Annotated in this window: 15 protein-coding genes; 5 read left to right on the top strand and 10 right to left on the bottom strand. The window is 59.3% G+C overall.

Annotated features, from left to right (window positions below):
- Positions 1-5 precede the first annotated feature (5 nt).
- From ACR0DJ_RS18330 to ACR0DJ_RS18320, 3 genes are all read right to left on the bottom strand, one after another.
- Positions 6-2,930, bottom strand: a complete 2,925-nt coding sequence (locus ACR0DJ_RS18330) for a DNA translocase FtsK (protein WP_480685941.1) — start codon at positions 2,928-2,930, stop codon at positions 6-8.
- Between the two features lie 14 nt (positions 2,931-2,944).
- The gene (locus ACR0DJ_RS18325; protein ID WP_425080096.1) at positions 2,945-4,126 is read right to left on the bottom strand and encodes an aminotransferase class I/II-fold pyridoxal phosphate-dependent enzyme; all 1,182 of its coding nucleotides are present in this window, start codon (positions 4,124-4,126) and stop codon (positions 2,945-2,947) included.
- A 108-nt stretch (positions 4,127-4,234) separates the two neighbouring features.
- The gene (locus ACR0DJ_RS18320) at positions 4,235-5,563 is read right to left on the bottom strand and encodes an amidase (protein WP_480685940.1); all 1,329 of its coding nucleotides are present in this window, start codon (positions 5,561-5,563) and stop codon (positions 4,235-4,237) included.
- 88 nt (positions 5,564-5,651) lie between these two features.
- On the opposite strand from ACR0DJ_RS18320, the gene ACR0DJ_RS18315 reads away from it, so the two are divergent.
- On the top strand, positions 5,652-6,878 hold the full coding sequence (locus tag ACR0DJ_RS18315; RefSeq protein WP_210093852.1) for an FAD-dependent monooxygenase: 1,227 nt from the start codon (positions 5,652-5,654) through the stop codon (positions 6,876-6,878).
- Here the strand turns inward: ACR0DJ_RS18315 and ACR0DJ_RS18310 are convergent.
- From ACR0DJ_RS18310 to ACR0DJ_RS18295, 4 genes are all read right to left on the bottom strand, one after another.
- Positions 6,875-7,060, bottom strand: coding sequence for a Trm112 family protein (locus tag ACR0DJ_RS18310; protein WP_480685939.1), 186 nt, complete (start codon positions 7,058-7,060; stop codon positions 6,875-6,877). The two genes, ACR0DJ_RS18315 and ACR0DJ_RS18310, sit on opposite strands and share 4 nt — an antisense overlap.
- Complete coding sequence (locus ACR0DJ_RS18305; protein ID WP_480685938.1) at positions 7,057-7,698, bottom strand: LON peptidase substrate-binding domain-containing protein; 642 nt, start codon at positions 7,696-7,698, stop codon at positions 7,057-7,059. The genes ACR0DJ_RS18310 and ACR0DJ_RS18305 overlap by 4 nt, the downstream gene beginning before the upstream one ends.
- A 27-nt stretch (positions 7,699-7,725) precedes the next feature.
- Positions 7,726-8,640 (bottom strand): thioredoxin, encoded by a 915-nt coding sequence (gene trxA, locus ACR0DJ_RS18300; RefSeq protein ID WP_480685937.1) that lies wholly within the window; start codon positions 8,638-8,640, stop codon positions 7,726-7,728.
- A 75-nt stretch (positions 8,641-8,715) separates the two neighbouring features.
- The gene (locus ACR0DJ_RS18295; RefSeq protein ID WP_480685936.1) at positions 8,716-9,504 is read right to left on the bottom strand and encodes an exodeoxyribonuclease III; all 789 of its coding nucleotides are present in this window, start codon (positions 9,502-9,504) and stop codon (positions 8,716-8,718) included.
- Between the two features lie 229 nt (positions 9,505-9,733).
- On the opposite strand from ACR0DJ_RS18295, the gene ACR0DJ_RS18290 reads away from it, so the two are divergent.
- A complete protein-coding gene (locus tag ACR0DJ_RS18290) occupies positions 9,734-10,552 on the top strand; it encodes a DUF2189 domain-containing protein (RefSeq protein ID WP_480685935.1) in 819 nt (272 codons plus the stop codon).
- Positions 10,553-10,770: 218 nt separating this feature from the next.
- On the opposite strand, the gene ACR0DJ_RS18285 is transcribed toward ACR0DJ_RS18290, so the two are convergent.
- Positions 10,771-11,457: a response regulator transcription factor gene (locus tag ACR0DJ_RS18285; RefSeq protein WP_117872957.1), complete on the bottom strand. Its 687-nt coding sequence runs from the start codon at positions 11,455-11,457 to the stop codon at positions 10,771-10,773.
- Positions 11,458-11,619: 162 nt separating this feature from the next.
- Here ACR0DJ_RS18285 and ribA point away from each other — a divergent pair, with 162 nt between their 5' ends.
- Complete coding sequence (gene ribA, locus ACR0DJ_RS18280; protein WP_170345594.1) at positions 11,620-12,711, top strand: GTP cyclohydrolase II; 1,092 nt, start codon at positions 11,620-11,622, stop codon at positions 12,709-12,711.
- Positions 12,708-13,208 (top strand): L,D-transpeptidase family protein, encoded by a 501-nt coding sequence (locus ACR0DJ_RS18275; RefSeq protein ID WP_480685934.1) that lies wholly within the window; start codon positions 12,708-12,710, stop codon positions 13,206-13,208. Before ribA ends, ACR0DJ_RS18275 begins: the two co-directional genes overlap by 4 nt.
- Here the strand turns inward: ACR0DJ_RS18275 and ACR0DJ_RS18270 are convergent.
- Both ACR0DJ_RS18270 and ACR0DJ_RS18265 read right to left on the bottom strand, forming a co-directional pair.
- On the bottom strand, positions 13,192-13,851 hold the full coding sequence (locus ACR0DJ_RS18270; protein WP_170345592.1) for a YggS family pyridoxal phosphate-dependent enzyme: 660 nt from the start codon (positions 13,849-13,851) through the stop codon (positions 13,192-13,194). The genes ACR0DJ_RS18275 and ACR0DJ_RS18270 overlap by 17 nt on opposite strands.
- Before the next feature lie 101 nt (positions 13,852-13,952).
- Positions 13,953-15,002 carry a porin gene (locus ACR0DJ_RS18265; RefSeq protein ID WP_170345591.1) on the bottom strand — a complete coding sequence of 350 codons (1,050 nt, stop codon included), beginning with the start codon at positions 15,000-15,002 and terminating at the stop codon, positions 13,953-13,955.
- Between the two features lie 285 nt (positions 15,003-15,287).
- Here ACR0DJ_RS18265 and ACR0DJ_RS18260 point away from each other — a divergent pair, with 285 nt between their 5' ends.
- Positions 15,288-15,770 carry a DUF3576 domain-containing protein gene (locus ACR0DJ_RS18260; RefSeq protein WP_170345590.1) on the top strand — a complete coding sequence of 161 codons (483 nt, stop codon included), beginning with the start codon at positions 15,288-15,290 and terminating at the stop codon, positions 15,768-15,770.
- The last annotated feature ends 50 nt before the right edge of the window (positions 15,771-15,820 follow it).

Genomic DNA, 15,820 nt, shown 5'->3' with positions numbered 1-15,820 from the left:
ATATCTTACTGTTCGGGGACGAGGATTTCGCGTTTCCCCACATGATTTGCTGACGAAACAACACCTTCGTCTTCCATTTGCTCAACAAGCCGTGCAGCTTTGTTGTAGCCGATGGCAAGTTTTCGCTGGATGTACGAGGTCGAGCATTTGCGATCCTTGATCACGATTGCCACCGCCTGATCGTAGAGCGCATCCTCTCCGTTCGTATTGCCACCTGTGTTCAACCCCAGAACGGCATCGATATTGTCGGCCTTATCTTCGGCCGGGCCATCCAGCACCGTGCTGACGTAATCCGGCGGGCCGAACTGTTTCAGGTGGTTGACGACTTCCTCGACCTCTTCATCCGACACGAACGGCCCGTGGCAGCGGGTAATCTTGGCACCGCCAGCCATGTAGAGCATGTCGCCCTGCCCCAGCAGCTGTTCGGCGCCCATTTCACCCAGAATGGTGCGGCTGTCGACTTTCGACGTCACCTGGAACGAAATCCGCGTTGGGAAGTTCGCCTTGATCGTACCGGTGATCACGTCGACCGAAGGGCGCTGTGTGGCCATGATCAGGTGAATGCCCGAGGCCCGCGCCATCTGCGCCAGACGCTGGATGCAGGCTTCGATTTCCTTTCCCGCCACCATCATCAGGTCGGCCATCTCATCGACGATGACGACGATATAGGGCATCGCTTCGGGCGCGAATTCTTCCGTCTCGAATGTGGGTTCTCCGGTTTCATCGTCAAACCCGGTTTGAACCGTGCGGCTGAACATCTCGCCTTTGGCCAGCGCATCCTTCACGCGCCCGTTGTAACCCGCGATGTTGCGGACGCCCATCTTGGACATCTTGCGATAGCGGTCCTCCATCTCGCCCACGACCCATTTCAGGGCGACAACCGCCTTTTTCGGGTCGGTCACGACCGGCGACAGCAGGTGCGGGATGCCGTCATAGACCGACAGTTCCAGCATCTTGGGATCGATCATAATCAGACGGCATTCATCCGGCGTCAGCTTGTACAGCAGTGACAGGATCATCGTGTTGATTGCCACCGACTTACCTGACCCGGTGGTGCCCGCAATCAGCAGGTGCGGCATCTTCGCCAGGTTCGCCACGACGGATTCGCCGCCGATATCCTTGCCCAGGGCCAACGGCAGCGCCTGGTTGCCATCGCCAAAGTCACGGCTGGCCAGGATTTCGCGCAGAACCACCATTTCGCGGTTTTCGTTCGGCAGTTCGATACCGATCACCGAACGCCCCGGCAGGGTCGAAACCCGCGCCGACAGGGCCGACATCGAGCGTGCGATGTCGTCGGCCAGGCCGATCACACGGCTTGCCTTCAGACCCGGAGCGGGCTCCAGCTCGTACATGGTCACAACCGGGCCGGGGCGAACGCTGACGATCTCGCCCTTGACGCCGTAATCATCCAGAACGTTCTCCAACATCCGCGCGTTTTCTTCCAAGGCTTCATCGCTCAGATGATGGCGCTGAATGCTGGCCGGATTCGACAAAAGGCCCAGAGGTGGCAGTTCGAAATCAGAGTGCCGCTCTTCAAAGGACAATGCGGGCTGCGCCTCGGCCTGTGCGCGGCGAGACGGCTGCGGTGTGCGGCGTATCGGTTGTGCGACCACGGGCTTGCGCGGTTCGGCCACCGGGATTTTCATTGCCGGGCGCGGTTGCCGAACAGCTTGTTCGACATCCTCGAATACCTCGGCGTCCCCCTCGTCCAACTCGGGCGCATAGGGTGTCTGCATGGGCGCGGGCGCGTTTTCAACCAGTGCGGAGTCTTGCGACTCTGGCTTGTCACCCGCTGTTACGGGTGGTTCGGGCGGCAGCCCTGCTGCTGTCACCGGCGGTTCCATCGGCAAGCCATCGGGCTGGCTTGTGTTCAGAATCAGCGGCCCCGGGCGGCGGCCACGGCCTTTGGTCAGCGGAAGGTTCGGGTCGGGTTCGGGCGTCACCTCACCGGTGGCCACTTTGCGATTGCGCACAGCGGCCGAGATTTTCGACCGGATGCGATCTTCCCCCGGCATTTCGTCGAAACCCGCGATCGGTTCCGGATCGACCAGCTCTGGCTCGGGCATGGGATCGGGGCGCCTGATGAGTGACGGCATGCGCGCCAACAGGCCGGATTTGACCGGAGGTTCGGGACTTTCCAGTTCAGGTTCTTCAAAGATTGGATCGGCATAAGCCAGATCATCCTCGAACACGGCCTCGGCCGCTGCGGTTCGCGCAAGTTTGCGCTCTTCCCATTGCGCGCGGCGATCTCGCGCAGCCTGCGCTGCCGAGGCTGCACCACGGCCCATCAGGGTCATCAGCATGTCGTATGCCATGACGAGACCCAGCAGGAAGGCTCGGAAGCCCTTTTTTACATCAGCTTTGGTGAAGCCCAGAACAAATATGCCAAGCGCGATCATCCCGACCGCCATGGCAAGCGACATCAGCTTCACCAGAAAATGGGACGAAATCGGCAGCAGCGTCAGCAACGCGCCCATGACCGTATCGCCGAACAATCCGCCCAGACCATAGCTGTGGGTCGCGCGCCAGTCTGCGTCAGGAACGAGGGTTGCGGCGTACACCGAGACGACGGCGATCCAGATCGGCGCAAAGATCAGACGCGCGATCGCGCGATCTTCCCCGAAATGGCCCGCAAACCGAACCCCCCAACCGATCAGAACCAATGCGATGCCCCAGCTTCCCCAGCCGACGATCATGAACAAGGGAGCGGCGATCGAGGCCCCAATCCGCCCCATCCAGTTTTGCACCGGTGCGTCGGTGGACACCATCCAGTTTGGATCATCAGGTGTGTAGGACCAGATCATCGCGGCCGCAGCCAAACCCAGCAGGATCAGGGCGATGCCAATCAGTTCCTTGCTGCGTCGCTCCAGGGCTGCCTGCGTTGTGCTGTCCAGCAATGGATCGCGGTTACGCGCGTTGTATGATGCCATTTTGCCCTCGTACCTCACGAATAGATGCAGTCGCGGAGTGTGATCAGACCACGCTGCAACTCTGTTTTTGGGGCCACCAATGCAGCCCGAATAAATCCTTCGCCCGGGTTCTTTCCCGGATCGCCTTGTGAAAGATATGCGCCCGGCAGGACCCGGACGCCGGTTTCCTTCCAGACTTTCAATGCGGTGTCTTCACCATTCTCGACCGGCAGCCACAGGAAGAATCCGGCCTCGGGCGGCATATAGCCCTGCACGCCTGCGAATACCTCATCCGCTATGGCGTATTTTTCCTGATACAGCGCGCGGTTTTCGCGAACGTGTTCCTCATCCGCCCAAACCTTTGCCGCGGCAGCTTGCAAGGGCAGAGGCAGAGGCGACCCGGCATAGGTGCGCAACTGCTTGACCTGCTTGATCGACTTTGGACCACCTGCGACAAGTCCCGACCGCAAGCCGGCCAGATTCGAACGTTTGGAGAGCGAGTTGAACAGCGTGATCCTTTCAGGATCAGCGCCCAGGTCCCGCGCGACGGTCAGAATACCTGTCGGGGCCTCTTCACGGTAAATCTCGGAGTAACACTCATCCGCAAAAATGCGGAAATCGTACTGCTCGGCCAGACGGATCAGGTCGGCCCAATAATCGCGCGAGGCAACGGCCCCCTGTGGATTGGCCGGTGAACAGATATAGGCCACGGCTGTGCGGTTCAGCACGTCCGCAGGCAGGCCGGCATAATCCGGCAGATGGCCCGTCGCGGCGGTGGCTGGCACGAAGTATGGCTGCGCGCCGACCGACAGCGAGGCGACCATGTAAACCTGGTAAAACGGGTTCGGGCACAGGATGATCGGCTGCTGACCATTCTTCTGTTCCGGGCACAAAGCCATGGCGGCGTTGTATAGCCCCTCGCGCGTGCCGTTCAGCGCCATTACGTTGGCATCAGGGTCCATCTGAACCCCATATCTCCGCTTGATCCAGCCCGTGATTGCACTGCGCAGGTCATCCGACCCTTCATTCGGGGGATATCCCTGGAACCCGGCGGCGTTTTCCATGATGACATCCGTCACCCAGGCCGGAAATTCATGTGTCGGCGCACCAATGGTCATATGAACGACGTCACCGCCCGGCTGGTGATGATCCAGCAGGGCGCGCAGACGCGGGAATGCATAAGCCGGTAGGTTCGAAAACCGCTCGGGGAAAACCATAATACTGCCTCAATATCGGGGTCATAGGCGCCCCGTTTTTTTGGCAGATTACAGTCCGTATGCCTCTTCGTCCAGACAAAGAGGTTCCGAATCAGGGGATTGTGGCATTCAGGCCAGCACCGATTCCGTTTCCGAACCAAGCCGCAACAACGCCTCTTCCGAGCCGGGATAGCCCAGCATCATCAACCCGCAACCGGGGGTTCCGGTGGGCAGGCTCAGCGCTGCAAGCCCCATCAGATTGCCAATCCGCGTGTTCCGCAGGGCCAGAAGATTCTCGGTCACGTAGTAGTCGTGATCGCTGAGCAAGCGCTCCAGATTAGGCGGAAAAATCGGCGCTGTCGGCGCCAGAACCGCATCAAACCCGGCAGTTGCCGCGTCCCAGGCGCTGCGGCACGCCTTGAGCTTGGCCCAGGCGGCCACATAGTCGGGGCCCGAATACCCCATGCCAATGCGGAAGCGTTCGAGTATCTCGGGATACATCGCGTCGGGATTGGCCTCGATCACATCGCGCCACAGCCCATAGGCCTCGGTCGTGTATACGATGCTGGTCAACGTCATGGCCTCGTTCAACTCGGGCACTTCCAACGGCACGATCTCGGCCCCCGCGTCCGCAAGTTTGGCAACGGCTTCGTCATATGCTTTGCGCGGTGTGTCGCGCAGATCGTCTTTGGCGATGTTCTGCAAATCGGCAAAACGGCGTCCTTTCAGCGAAGCGCCACGCAGATCGGCAGGCGTCCCCCCCTCGAGCAGAGCCAGAACATGCGCCGCATCCTCGACCGAACGCGCCACAGGTCCAACCGTGTCAAACCGCAGGCAAAGCGGTACCACACCTTCCAGGCTGAGCCGCCCCGCAGTGGTTTTCAGCCCCACCAGATCATTCCATGCCGCCGGGATACGCACCGACCCGCCCGTGTCCGAGCCGATGCCACACGCCGCCAACCCCCAGGCGACCGAGGCCGCCGCCCCTGAAGACGACCCCCCGGGCACTGCTGCCTCGTCATGAATGCAGGGCGGGGTTTCGGTGATCGGATTCAACCCGAGGCCGGAAAAGGCCAGCTCGCTCATATGCGTCTTGCCCAGACAAACCGTTCCCATCCGAGTCGCGTTGCGCAGCACCAGAGCATCCGCTTCCGGTACGCGATCCTTCAACAGAGCCGAACCGGCCTCGGTCACGGTGCCGGCGGTGTCGAACAGGTCTTTCCAACTGATCGGGACCCCGTCCAGCAACGACCGGCGCAGGCCCAGTTGCGCGCGTTGCCGAGCGGCTTCAGCCTCAGCCCGGGCACGGTCATGGGTGACGCGGGCATAGATGCGGTCCCGATGCGGATGAGCGTCAATAGCGGACAGGTAGGTTTCCGTCAGTTCGACCGGATCGATCTGGCCCATGCCAATGCCACGGCCCAAATCACACGCGGTCATGGTCAACCAGTCCTGCATCTCATCCCTCCTGATTTTTAGGCTTTGGGTGACGGTAGCGACAGGACTGCACATGGACAATCCCGAAAGGGCGCGCATATTGCAGGGCATGACACAGGCTTCTGACATTCTGATCGTGGGCGGCGGGTTGAACGGCCCTGCTTTGGCGCTGGCACTGGCACAAACCGGTCATTCGGTCACGGTGATCGATGCGCTGGTCGAAAAGGCGCGCAAGAACGCGGCATTCGACGGGCGTGCCTATGCGCTGGCTCTGGCCTCACAGCGGTTGTTGGATGCCATCGGTATTTGGGACCGCGTCGCGCAGCACGCCCAACCGATGCTGGAAATCAAGGTCACAGATGGCCATGCCGGAACAGGACCATCACCTTTTTTCATGCATTTCGACCATGCCGAGATCGAAGAAGGCCCGATGGGGTACATGGTCGAGGATCGCCACCTGCGCCGTGCTTTTCTGGACGCGATGGCCGAAGAGCCGCGCATCACCCAGGTAAGCGGCAAATCCGTCGTTTCGCAACAGGCCGACACTGCCAACGTGACCGTGACGTTGGATGACGGCACAACCCTGGGCGGCATCCTGCTGGTTGGCTGTGACGGTCGCCGCAGCGGAACCGCGTCTCGGGCCGGCATCAAACGCACCGGTTGGGATTATGGCCAGACGGCATTGGTCTGCGCCATCGAACATGAGCTGCCGCATATTGGCATTGCGCATCAGTTTTTCATGCCACCCGGTCCGCTGGCGATTCTGCCGTTGACTGGCAATCGCAGTTCCATCGTCTGGAGCGAACGCACCGAAACCGCACAGCACATCAACGCCCTGCCCGAAGATGATTACGTGCAAGTGCTACGCCCGAGATTTGGCGATTTTCTTGGCAAAATCAGTCTGGCGGGTGATCGTTTCACTTACCCGCTGAACCTGACCATCGCCAATGCCTTCATCAGTGATCGCATGGCGCTGGTTGGGGATGCCGCGCACGGAATGCACCCCATTGCCGGTCAGGGCCTGAATGCTGGCCTGCGCGATGTCGGCGCTCTGGCTGAAGTTCTGACTTTGGCGGGACGGCGCGGCGAGGATATCGGCTCGCTCATGGTGCTGGAGCGCTATCAGGAATGGCGCCGTTTCGACACGGCCTCGCTGGCAATGGCGACAGATGTCTTCAACAAGATGTTTTCAAACGACAATCCGTTGCTGCGCCTTGGTCGTGACATTGGCATGGGAGTTGTCGGCGCTTTGCCCGGGCTGCGTCGCGGCTTCGTTCGCGAGGCTGCCGGGCTGACCGGCGATCTGCCCAAGCTGTTGCAAGGGCGCCCGATTTAATCCAGCTGCCGGGCCTCGTCGACCAGCATGACCGGAATCCCGTTGCGGATGGGAAAAGCCAAACCCGCCGCTTTTGAAACAAGTTCCCGCCTTTCGGCGTCATAGTGCAGGGTCGTATGTGTCTGCGGGCAGATCATCGCCTCGAGCATGTGGCGATCAAAGACGTGTTCAGGGTCGGTCATTGCAGTTTTTCCTCATTCGATCCGCCTCGCATGGCGAATTCAATCAGCGTCACCAACGTCTCGCGCCGGGTGCGCAGGCAGGGGGCTTCCAGCAGGGCCTGTTTGTCCTCGGGGTCGAAATCCAGAAGCATCGACAGGGAATTCACCAAAAGCTCATCCTCGGCATCTTTGAGCGAATCCCAGTCGGTGGACAATTGACGGGATGAAAAGTAACGCTCCAGCAATGTAAGGAACTTTGCGCGGTCGAACCCGTTGTCTTTCTCGGCCTTTCCCAGATCACGATCGAACCCGTCCCACGAGACCGCACACCTCCGGTAGGGCGTGAACGCGTCCAGCTCTGACAGGACCCTGAACCGGGATATACCGGTCAACGTGATCAGATACCGGCCATCTTCGGTTTCCGAAAACTGCGTCACCCGCCCTGCGCATCCAATACGGTGCAGCTTGTCCTCGTCTTTGACCGAAGGATTCGGCTGAACCATTGCGATCAACCGTTCCTTGGTTTTCAGCGCGTCGTCCAGCATCTGAAGATAGCGCGGCTCGAATATGTGAAGCGGCAAGCGCGAGCGGGGCAGCAGCAGTGCCCCGGGCAATGGAAAAACGGATACCGTATCCGGCAGGTCGGCGGGGTGCATCATGTACCCAATTCTAGCTCTGATGAGAGATTAGGCAAATATCATCGAACTGAGTTTGCGACGTCCGTTCAGAACAATCGGGTCATTGGCCTTGAGCGCATCGAAGATGGTGAAAAGCTGTGTCTTGGCCGCGCCCTCATTCCATTCACGATCCCGGCGGAACAGCTCCAGCAATTGTGCCACGGCTTCTTCCACATTGCCGTTCGCGTGCAGCGCCTGGGCCAGATCAAAGCGGGCCTGATGGTTGTCCGGATCCGCCTCGACAGCCGCCGTCAGCTCGGCGACGGGGCCGGCATCTGCCGCCTGCTTGGCAAGTTCCAGCTGCGCATGTGCGGCTTCCAGCTCGGCCGATGTGGATATCTCGGCCGGAGCGCCGTTCAGGATCGCCTCTGCCTGCTCCAGATCGCCGGTGGCGATATGCGCCCGCACCAGCCCGCCATAAGCCGCGGCGTGGTTCGGATCTTCACCCAGAATCGCGGCAAAGGTCTGAGCCGCGTCCGCGGCAGCACCTTCGGCAAGCATTTCCTCGGCAGCCTGCACGGCATCATCCAACTGGCCGCCCGGGCTTTCACCGCCTGCGGCTTCGATCACACGGTCCACGAACGCCTTGATCTCGGATCCCGGCAACGCGCCTTGAAACCCGTCCACCGGCTGACCCTTGAAAAAGGCATAGACGGTCGGGATCGACTGGATGCGCATTTGCGCGGCAATTGTCTGCGCCTCATCCACATTGATCTTGACCATCTTCACCGCGCCTTTCGCGGCTGTCACAGCCTCTTCCAGCATCGGGCCAAGGGTTTTGCACGGGCCACACCAAGGTGCCCAGAAATCGACGATCACAGGTGTTTCCTGCGAGGTTTCGACCACATCGGCCATGAAAGTGGCCTCGGTCCCGTCTTTGATCAGATCGGTTGCTGGGGCGTCTCCGCCGTTCAGAAGGTCCATGGCAATCACTCTTTCGTTCGAATTTGCGCCCTATATGCAGTCGCTGGCCGCGGAAACCAAGGGCTGAGTTGCAGATCAGACGTCGAAACTGGCAAAGACCGGAGCGTGATCGCTGGGTTTTTCCCATCCACGGGCGTCCCTCAGGATGCGGCTGGAATGGCCCGCGTTCGAGATATCGGCCGTGGCCCAGATATGGTCCAGCCGGCGCCCCTTGTCTGCCGCATCCCAATCCCGGGCGCGATAGGACCACCAGCTGTAAAGCTGCCCTTCCGGAATATCCTGACGGGTGATATCGACCCAGCCGCCTGCTTCCTGTGTCTCGGCCAGATGCTCGACCTCGACGGGCGTGTGCGAGACGACCTTCAGCAGTTGTTTGTGTGACCATACATCATCCTCACGCGGGGCGATGTTCAGATCACCGACAAGGATGGATTTAGCCGGCTTTTCCGCACGGAACCAATCGCGCATATCAGTGAGATAGTCGAGCTTCTGGCCGAATTTCTCATTGACGTCCCGGTCCGGCACGTCGCCGCCCGCCGGGACATAGAAGTTGTGGATCGTGACACCGTTTTCCAACCGCCCGGCAATGTGGCGGGCATGTCCGAGACCAGCGAAATCCTTGTCACCCACCTCTTCCATCGGCAGGCGCGACAGGATGGCGACGCCGTTGTAACCCTTCTGCCCCCGCGCGATCATGTGCTTGTAACCCAGTTCGGCAAACCCTTCGGTCGGGATCTTCTCAACCGGTGATTTGCACTCTTGCAGGCACAATACGTCAGGGGCTTCTTCTTGCAGCAATTTCAAAACGATAGGCTCACGCAGGCGAACGGAATTGATGTTCCATGTGGCAAGGGTGAAAGGCATGTCGGGGATTCCTTTGTCGCGATTGGCGCAGGTTAGCGTGGCACAAAGCCAGTTGCCACGAGAAAAGGCGGCTTCATCCCTGGACTATCCGTCGGCAGGTCAACGAGCTTCCCCTTGCCCTGATACCTCGCCTGATGCAGACTTGTGTGCGAATGAGGAATGTCTGTTTCACCGCTGGGTCTGTTCGCGAACAGACCGGCCCGGCACGATGCTTTGGGAGGAGTGTGTCATGGCATCCGAATCCGCAGGTTCCACGCCGCCGGAAAACCTGACGCCACAGCAGCAGACCATGCCCAATGTCAACAGGGTCACTGTAGATGATATCACAGCGTCACTGAAGGCAGGGTTTTCCGACTTTCTGGCCCGCCCTGTCATGAGCGGTTTCTTCGGCCTTTTCTTTGCGGTTTTCGGAATTCTGTTGGTTTGGGCCCTGATCTGGCTTGGCCAGATCTGGATGATTATCCCTGCCATTGTAGGCTTTCCGCTGATCGCCCCTTTTGCCGCCGCCGGGCTTTATGAAATGTCGCGCCGCTTGCAGAAAGGCGAAAGCTTTGGCTGGTCTGAAATCCTGACCGTTATGGCCAATCAACGCAAACGCGAAATGGGCTGGATGGCCTTTGTCACTCTTTTCATTTTTTGGGTATGGATTTACCAGGTTCGGCTTTGGCTGGCGATCATACTCCAGAACGCATCCTTTTCGGATTTCGACGGGTTTTTGAACGCCGTATTCTTCACACCGCAGGGTTGGATATTCCTTGCCGTAGGCACCTGTGTCGGCGCATTCCTGTCGGCCGTACTGTTTTCGGTGACCGTCGTCGCCATGCCCTTGCTGCTGGACCGGGAAACCAACTTCATTTCCGCCATGTTGACCTCTTTGCGCGTCGTATCCGAAAGCCCGGTGGTCATGCTGGGCTGGGCGGCGATCATTTCGGTCACCATGCTGTTGTCGCTGGTTCCGGCGTTTCTGGGTCTGGTTTTCACCCTTCCGATCCTTGGCCACACCACGTGGCACCTTTATCAGCGGGCCGTTGCTCCCGTGGAAGAGTGACCCGCCGCAGAGCTCATTGTTCTATTATGGGCCAAAAATCGGTCAGTGCTGCTTTCTGTCTTGCGTAGCAGCCCCCCTTCAGCACCGAAAAAAAGCCGGGCCATTCGGCCCGGCAGTCCAACAGGGAGGTACATGTCATGACCCGGACATGCACGGGTTGGGAGTAACCTAATTATGAGTTCAGAGTATCACTTTGATCCACATCAATCCACAACCAGTTAAGACACGAGCCTATATCCACCCGATTCTGTGACCAAAAGGCGCGCATTGGACGGATCGGGCTCGATTTTCTGACGCAAACGGTAGATGTGGGTTTCCAGCGTATGCGTCGTGACCCCGGCATTGTATCCCCAAACTTCATGCAGCAGCACATCCCGCGCCACGACGCCATCGGTCGAACGGTACAGGAACTTGAGGATGTTGGTTTCCTTCTCGGTCAGGCGGATCTTGCGGTCTTCTTCCGTGATCAGCATCTTCATCGCTGGTTTGAACGTATAGGGGCCAAGAACAAATACCGCGTCCTCGGATTGTTCGTGCTGCCTCAGCTGAGCGCGGATACGGGCTAGCAAAACCGGGAATTTGAATGGTTTGGAGACATAATCGTTCGCGCCGGCGTCCAGACCCAGAATCGTATCGGCATCGCTGTCATGACCGGTCAGCATCAGGATCGGGCTTTTGACACCCTGTTTGCGCATCAGGCGGCACAGTTCCCGCCCGTCGGTATCGGGCAGACCCACATCAAGAATGACCAGATCATAGATCGCTTCGCGTGCGCGCTCCATTGCGGACTGGCCGTCTGACGCTTCGAAAACGTCAAAGTCTTCGGTCATGACAAGTTGTTCGCTGAGCGCCTCGCGCAGATCCTCGTCATCGTCCACCAACAGGATTTTCTTGAGTTGAGCCATTTCCCGATCCTCCAAACGCTTTTCCATCACTTGCGCGCGGAATATGCAATCAACAAGATTTGCTGCAACGGTTTCACGCCTTCGTGTCAGAGTTGGCAGAATTGTTTCACATTTCCTTTCGAAACAGCTAGGAGAAAAGCTGAGCGTTATAGGGTAACATAGATGAGTCTCATTCCCGATATCACCGAACTTCTGGCCAGGGCCCGGGCCGATCTGCGCATGGGCGTTCCAGTGGTGCTGACCGATGACAGCGGCTTTAGCGTTGTGGCGATCTCTGCGGAAACGCTCAGCCCACAGCGCCTGGCTGATCTGAAAAAGCTCGGGGAACCGGTGGTGGCCATTACCGGGCGGCGGGCCGAAACACTCAAAGCGCGTGCCTATGACGGTGATCTCGCACGGGTTTCGATTCCCGCCGATGCAGACATCACATGGGTGCAGGCGGTTGCCGATCCCTCGGACGATCTGAGCGCGCCGATGAAAGGGCCGCTGATGACCGAGCGCCACGGTAACGCCAATTTGCACCGCATCGCGATTGCGTTGGCCAAGTCCGCTCGCATTCTTCCCGCCGCGGTCGTCGTGCCGGTCGAAGACGGTCGGGCCTTTGCCGTATCGCACGGCCTGACCTGCATTGATCACACACGCGCCGCCCCGCATCTGGCGGACCGCAGCGCCTTGCATGAAGTGGTCGCCGCCCGCCTTCCGATGGAAGTCTCCGAGGCCGGTCGCCTGCATGTTTTCCGCCCCGAAGATGGCGGAGAAGAGCATTACGCGGTCGAAATCGGCCGCCCGGATCGGGACAAGCCGGTTCTGGCCCGGTTGCATTCTGCCTGTTTTACGGGCGATCTGATGGGCAGCCTGAAATGCGACTGCGGTCCGCAACTGCGCGGCGCGCTGGCACAAATGGGGGCCGAAGGGGCAGGAGTTCTTCTGTACCTGAACCAGGAAGGGCGCGGTATCGGGCTGGCCAACAAGATGCGCGCCTATTTTCTCCAAGATCAGGGTTTTGACACGGTAGAAGCAAACCACAGGCTGGGTTTCGAGGATGATGAGCGCGATTTCCGACTCGGGTCGGATATCCTGAAATCGCTGGGTTTCAACTCGGTGCGCCTGCTGACCAACAACCCCGCCAAGATCTCGATGATGGAACGCACGGGGATCGCCGTGACCGAGCGCGTTCCTTTGAAAGTGGGCGAAACCGCGCATAACCGGGGATACCTGGCCACGAAAGCCGCGAAATCCGGGCACTTGCTGTGACCCCAAGTGATTTGGTTCTGACCCCGAACGGCGTTCGGTTTCTGGGCAGAACGTTTCCGTGTTCCATTGGCAAAGGCGGATTGAGCAACACGAAACACGAGGGTGACGGGGCGACACCTACCGGATGCCATCGAATCGTCGGCATGCTCTACCGGCCCGACCGGCTGGTCGCCCCCAACTTCTGGGCGATCCCGATTGGGCCGCAGGACTTGTGGTCGGATGACGTCGAGGACAGCCGCTACAATCACATGGTGCCCGCCCCTTATGCGTTCAGTCATGAAAAACTGCGCCGGGCTGATCCGCTTTATGATCTGGTCCTGTTGACCGACTGGAACTGGCCGAATGCGGTTCCCGGCAGGGGATCGGCGATTTTTCTGCACCAGTGGCGCAGGCCCGGCTACCCGACCGAAGGTTGCATCGCCTTCCGTCGGGACCATTTGCACTGGATTGCAGGGCGAATCTCTCCTGGAACGCGCCTGATCATCCCAGAGGTTTGACCCGCTCGCCGAAAATGGCCGACCCGACGCGGACATGGGTCGCGCCCAAGGCGATGGCCTGCTCGAAATCACCGCTCATACCCATCGACAAGCCCTCAAGCCCGTTGCGTGCGGCGATCTTGGCCAAAAGTGCGAAATGAAGTGTGGGTTCTTCATCGACCGGCGGGATGCACATCAACCCGCGCACCGGAAGGTCCAAAGACTGGCATTCCGCGATGAACCCGTCCGCGTCCGCGGGAAGAACGCCGGCCTTCTGCGCTTCTTCACCCGTATTGACCTGAATGAACAAGTCGGGGCAGTATCCCAACTCTTGCGCCAGCCGCGCCAGGGTTTTGGCCAGTTTGGGGCGATCGACCGAATGGATCGCATCACACAGTTCCATCGCCTGCCTGGCTTTGTTGGTCTGCAACGGGCCGATGAGATGCAGATCGACGGCATCGAACTGCTCTTTGAAAGCGGGCCATTTGCTGGCCGCCTCCTGAACGCGATTCTCACCAAAACACCTGTGCCCCTGCTCAAGAACGGCCTGAACCCGTTCGTTGGGCTGCACCTTGGAAACGGCAATCAATTTGACCGAACCGGCCTGCCGTTGTGCTTTGGCTTCGGCTTTGGCGATACGCGCGGTGATCTCTTGCAACGACATGGGGCCCTCAATCTGTCTTTGGCGCAGAAAAACACCAAGTCGGCGCAAAAGAAAAGGGCGAGTCCGAAGACCCGCCCTTAAACCTTACGGTTCAGATCAGCTTAGAAGTTGAACTGAGCACCGAAGTCAGCCTTGATGGTCGAGTCTGCGCAAGAGTCACAGTCGTTTACACCCAGACCACCGCGCAGCGATGCACCGCCACCCAGGTCGTAGATTGCACCGATAGCAACCTGCTGAAGGTCAGCAGATGCGTTACCGTCACCATAGGTGAACAGCAGGGTGGTTGCAGCGCCCAGGTTGTAGGCAGCCGACAGACCCCATGCAGTACCGTCGGTCGAAGCAACTTTGGTTGCGTCGTCCGCGACAAACAGAGTACCCGAGAAGTCACCCCATTCGCCACCCAGGGTCAGAACGGTCAGGCTCGGATCGCTGCCTGCGCCACCGTCGGTCTGACCATAGGCCAGAGCGGCAGTGATGTTGTTGAAGGTGTAGGTCGCGCTGATGTCCCAGCGGTCTGCGTCAGTGGTGGTCGAAGTGGCGCCACCAGCTGCAACAGTTGTAACCTGCGCTTGGTCATAAGACGCACCAAACGAGAAGTCGCCAACCGAATACTGGAAGAACACAGCGTTCGCGCCCGAACCGGTCGACGAGTACGCCAGGAAGCTGTAGTCAACGCCCGAGTACTGACCTGCGAACAGTTCCAGACCTACTTCGTTGCCGTAGTAGTTTGCCAGGTTGTCAAACGAACCTGCGACGTTGCCCGCGTCAACACGCAGACCGCCGTAGATGACCGAGAAGCGTGCGCCGTTCAGGCCGGCCGAGTTTGCTTCACCGGTGCTGCTGTCTTCGTCAGCTTGCAGACGAACACGGCCTTCAAAACGAACGCCGCCGTCGGTTTCTGCGATGCCGTCGATGTTCAGACGGAAGCGCGAGACCAGGATAGCGTCGTCAGACTGTGCGGTCGAGCTTGCGGATACGTCATCTGCTGTGCCCATCAGGCCGTCTGCGCCAGGTCCAGTAACGGTTGTGGTTGCGGTACGGTCTTCAGTGTAACCAATACCAAAACGGCCGTAACCGCTGAAGTTAATCTCAGCTGCCGCAACGCCTGCGGTCGCGATCAGCGCCGTCGATGCGAAGAGAACTTTTTTCATCTTGTTTCCCTCGGTTTCTTTCAAAAGAGTTATCTACTCGACACATGCCTCGGCATATGTCTCAGCACGGACACCGTTTCGCTCTTTTTGCCCCCATTGCGCAAGCTTGGCATAAACCCGGTCACGTCATTGGGGTCAGATTGGTGCAAGGATGCCACAGTTCCTTTTCGCCCGGATGCGGGTGATACACTTACATTTCAGAAGAATAGGCTTGTTGCAGCGAGGGTCCTTGGCTAGGAGTATGCCCTGAATACTGCAAAACAAGTGAAACAGGACCTGCTGACAATGCGCCTGCCTACGATTTTGGGATTAATCATGCTGACCACCACGATTGCGGCATGCGGGCAGAATCGAACCACTTCGACATATTCCCCCAATCCCGCCAGCGGTAATTCCGATGAACGCGAACTGAACGATCCCGAACGTTCAACGTTGTGGGACATTTTCGATCGCAGCAAGGCCGAGCAGACCACCAATGTAAACCGGTACCTGTGGGCAGCTTCTCTGGACATACTGAATTTCCTGCCTGTGCAGGAGGTCGATCCGTTTACCGGAGTGATCGTAACAGGTTACGGCACCCCTCCGGGCGGAGGCCGGTCATACAGGGCGACCGTACACATCAGCGATCCGGCGCTTGCGGCCCGGTCTTTGTCCGTCGCCCTGCAATCCAGCGGGGGCGCCCCGGTAAGCGCGGCAACAACCCGTGCCGTGGAGGATGCGATTCTGTCCCGCGCCCGTCAGCTGCGCATCGCCGACAACAAGTTCTAGCACTCCGCCGAAAATCACACTAATACCACGCCGGGTTCCTACCCGGCGTT

The sequence above is a fragment of the Ruegeria sp. BF10 genome (assembly GCF_056538725.1).
Note: the sequence above shows the minus strand (reverse complement) of the source record. Positions and strands in the feature narration are given on the sequence as shown.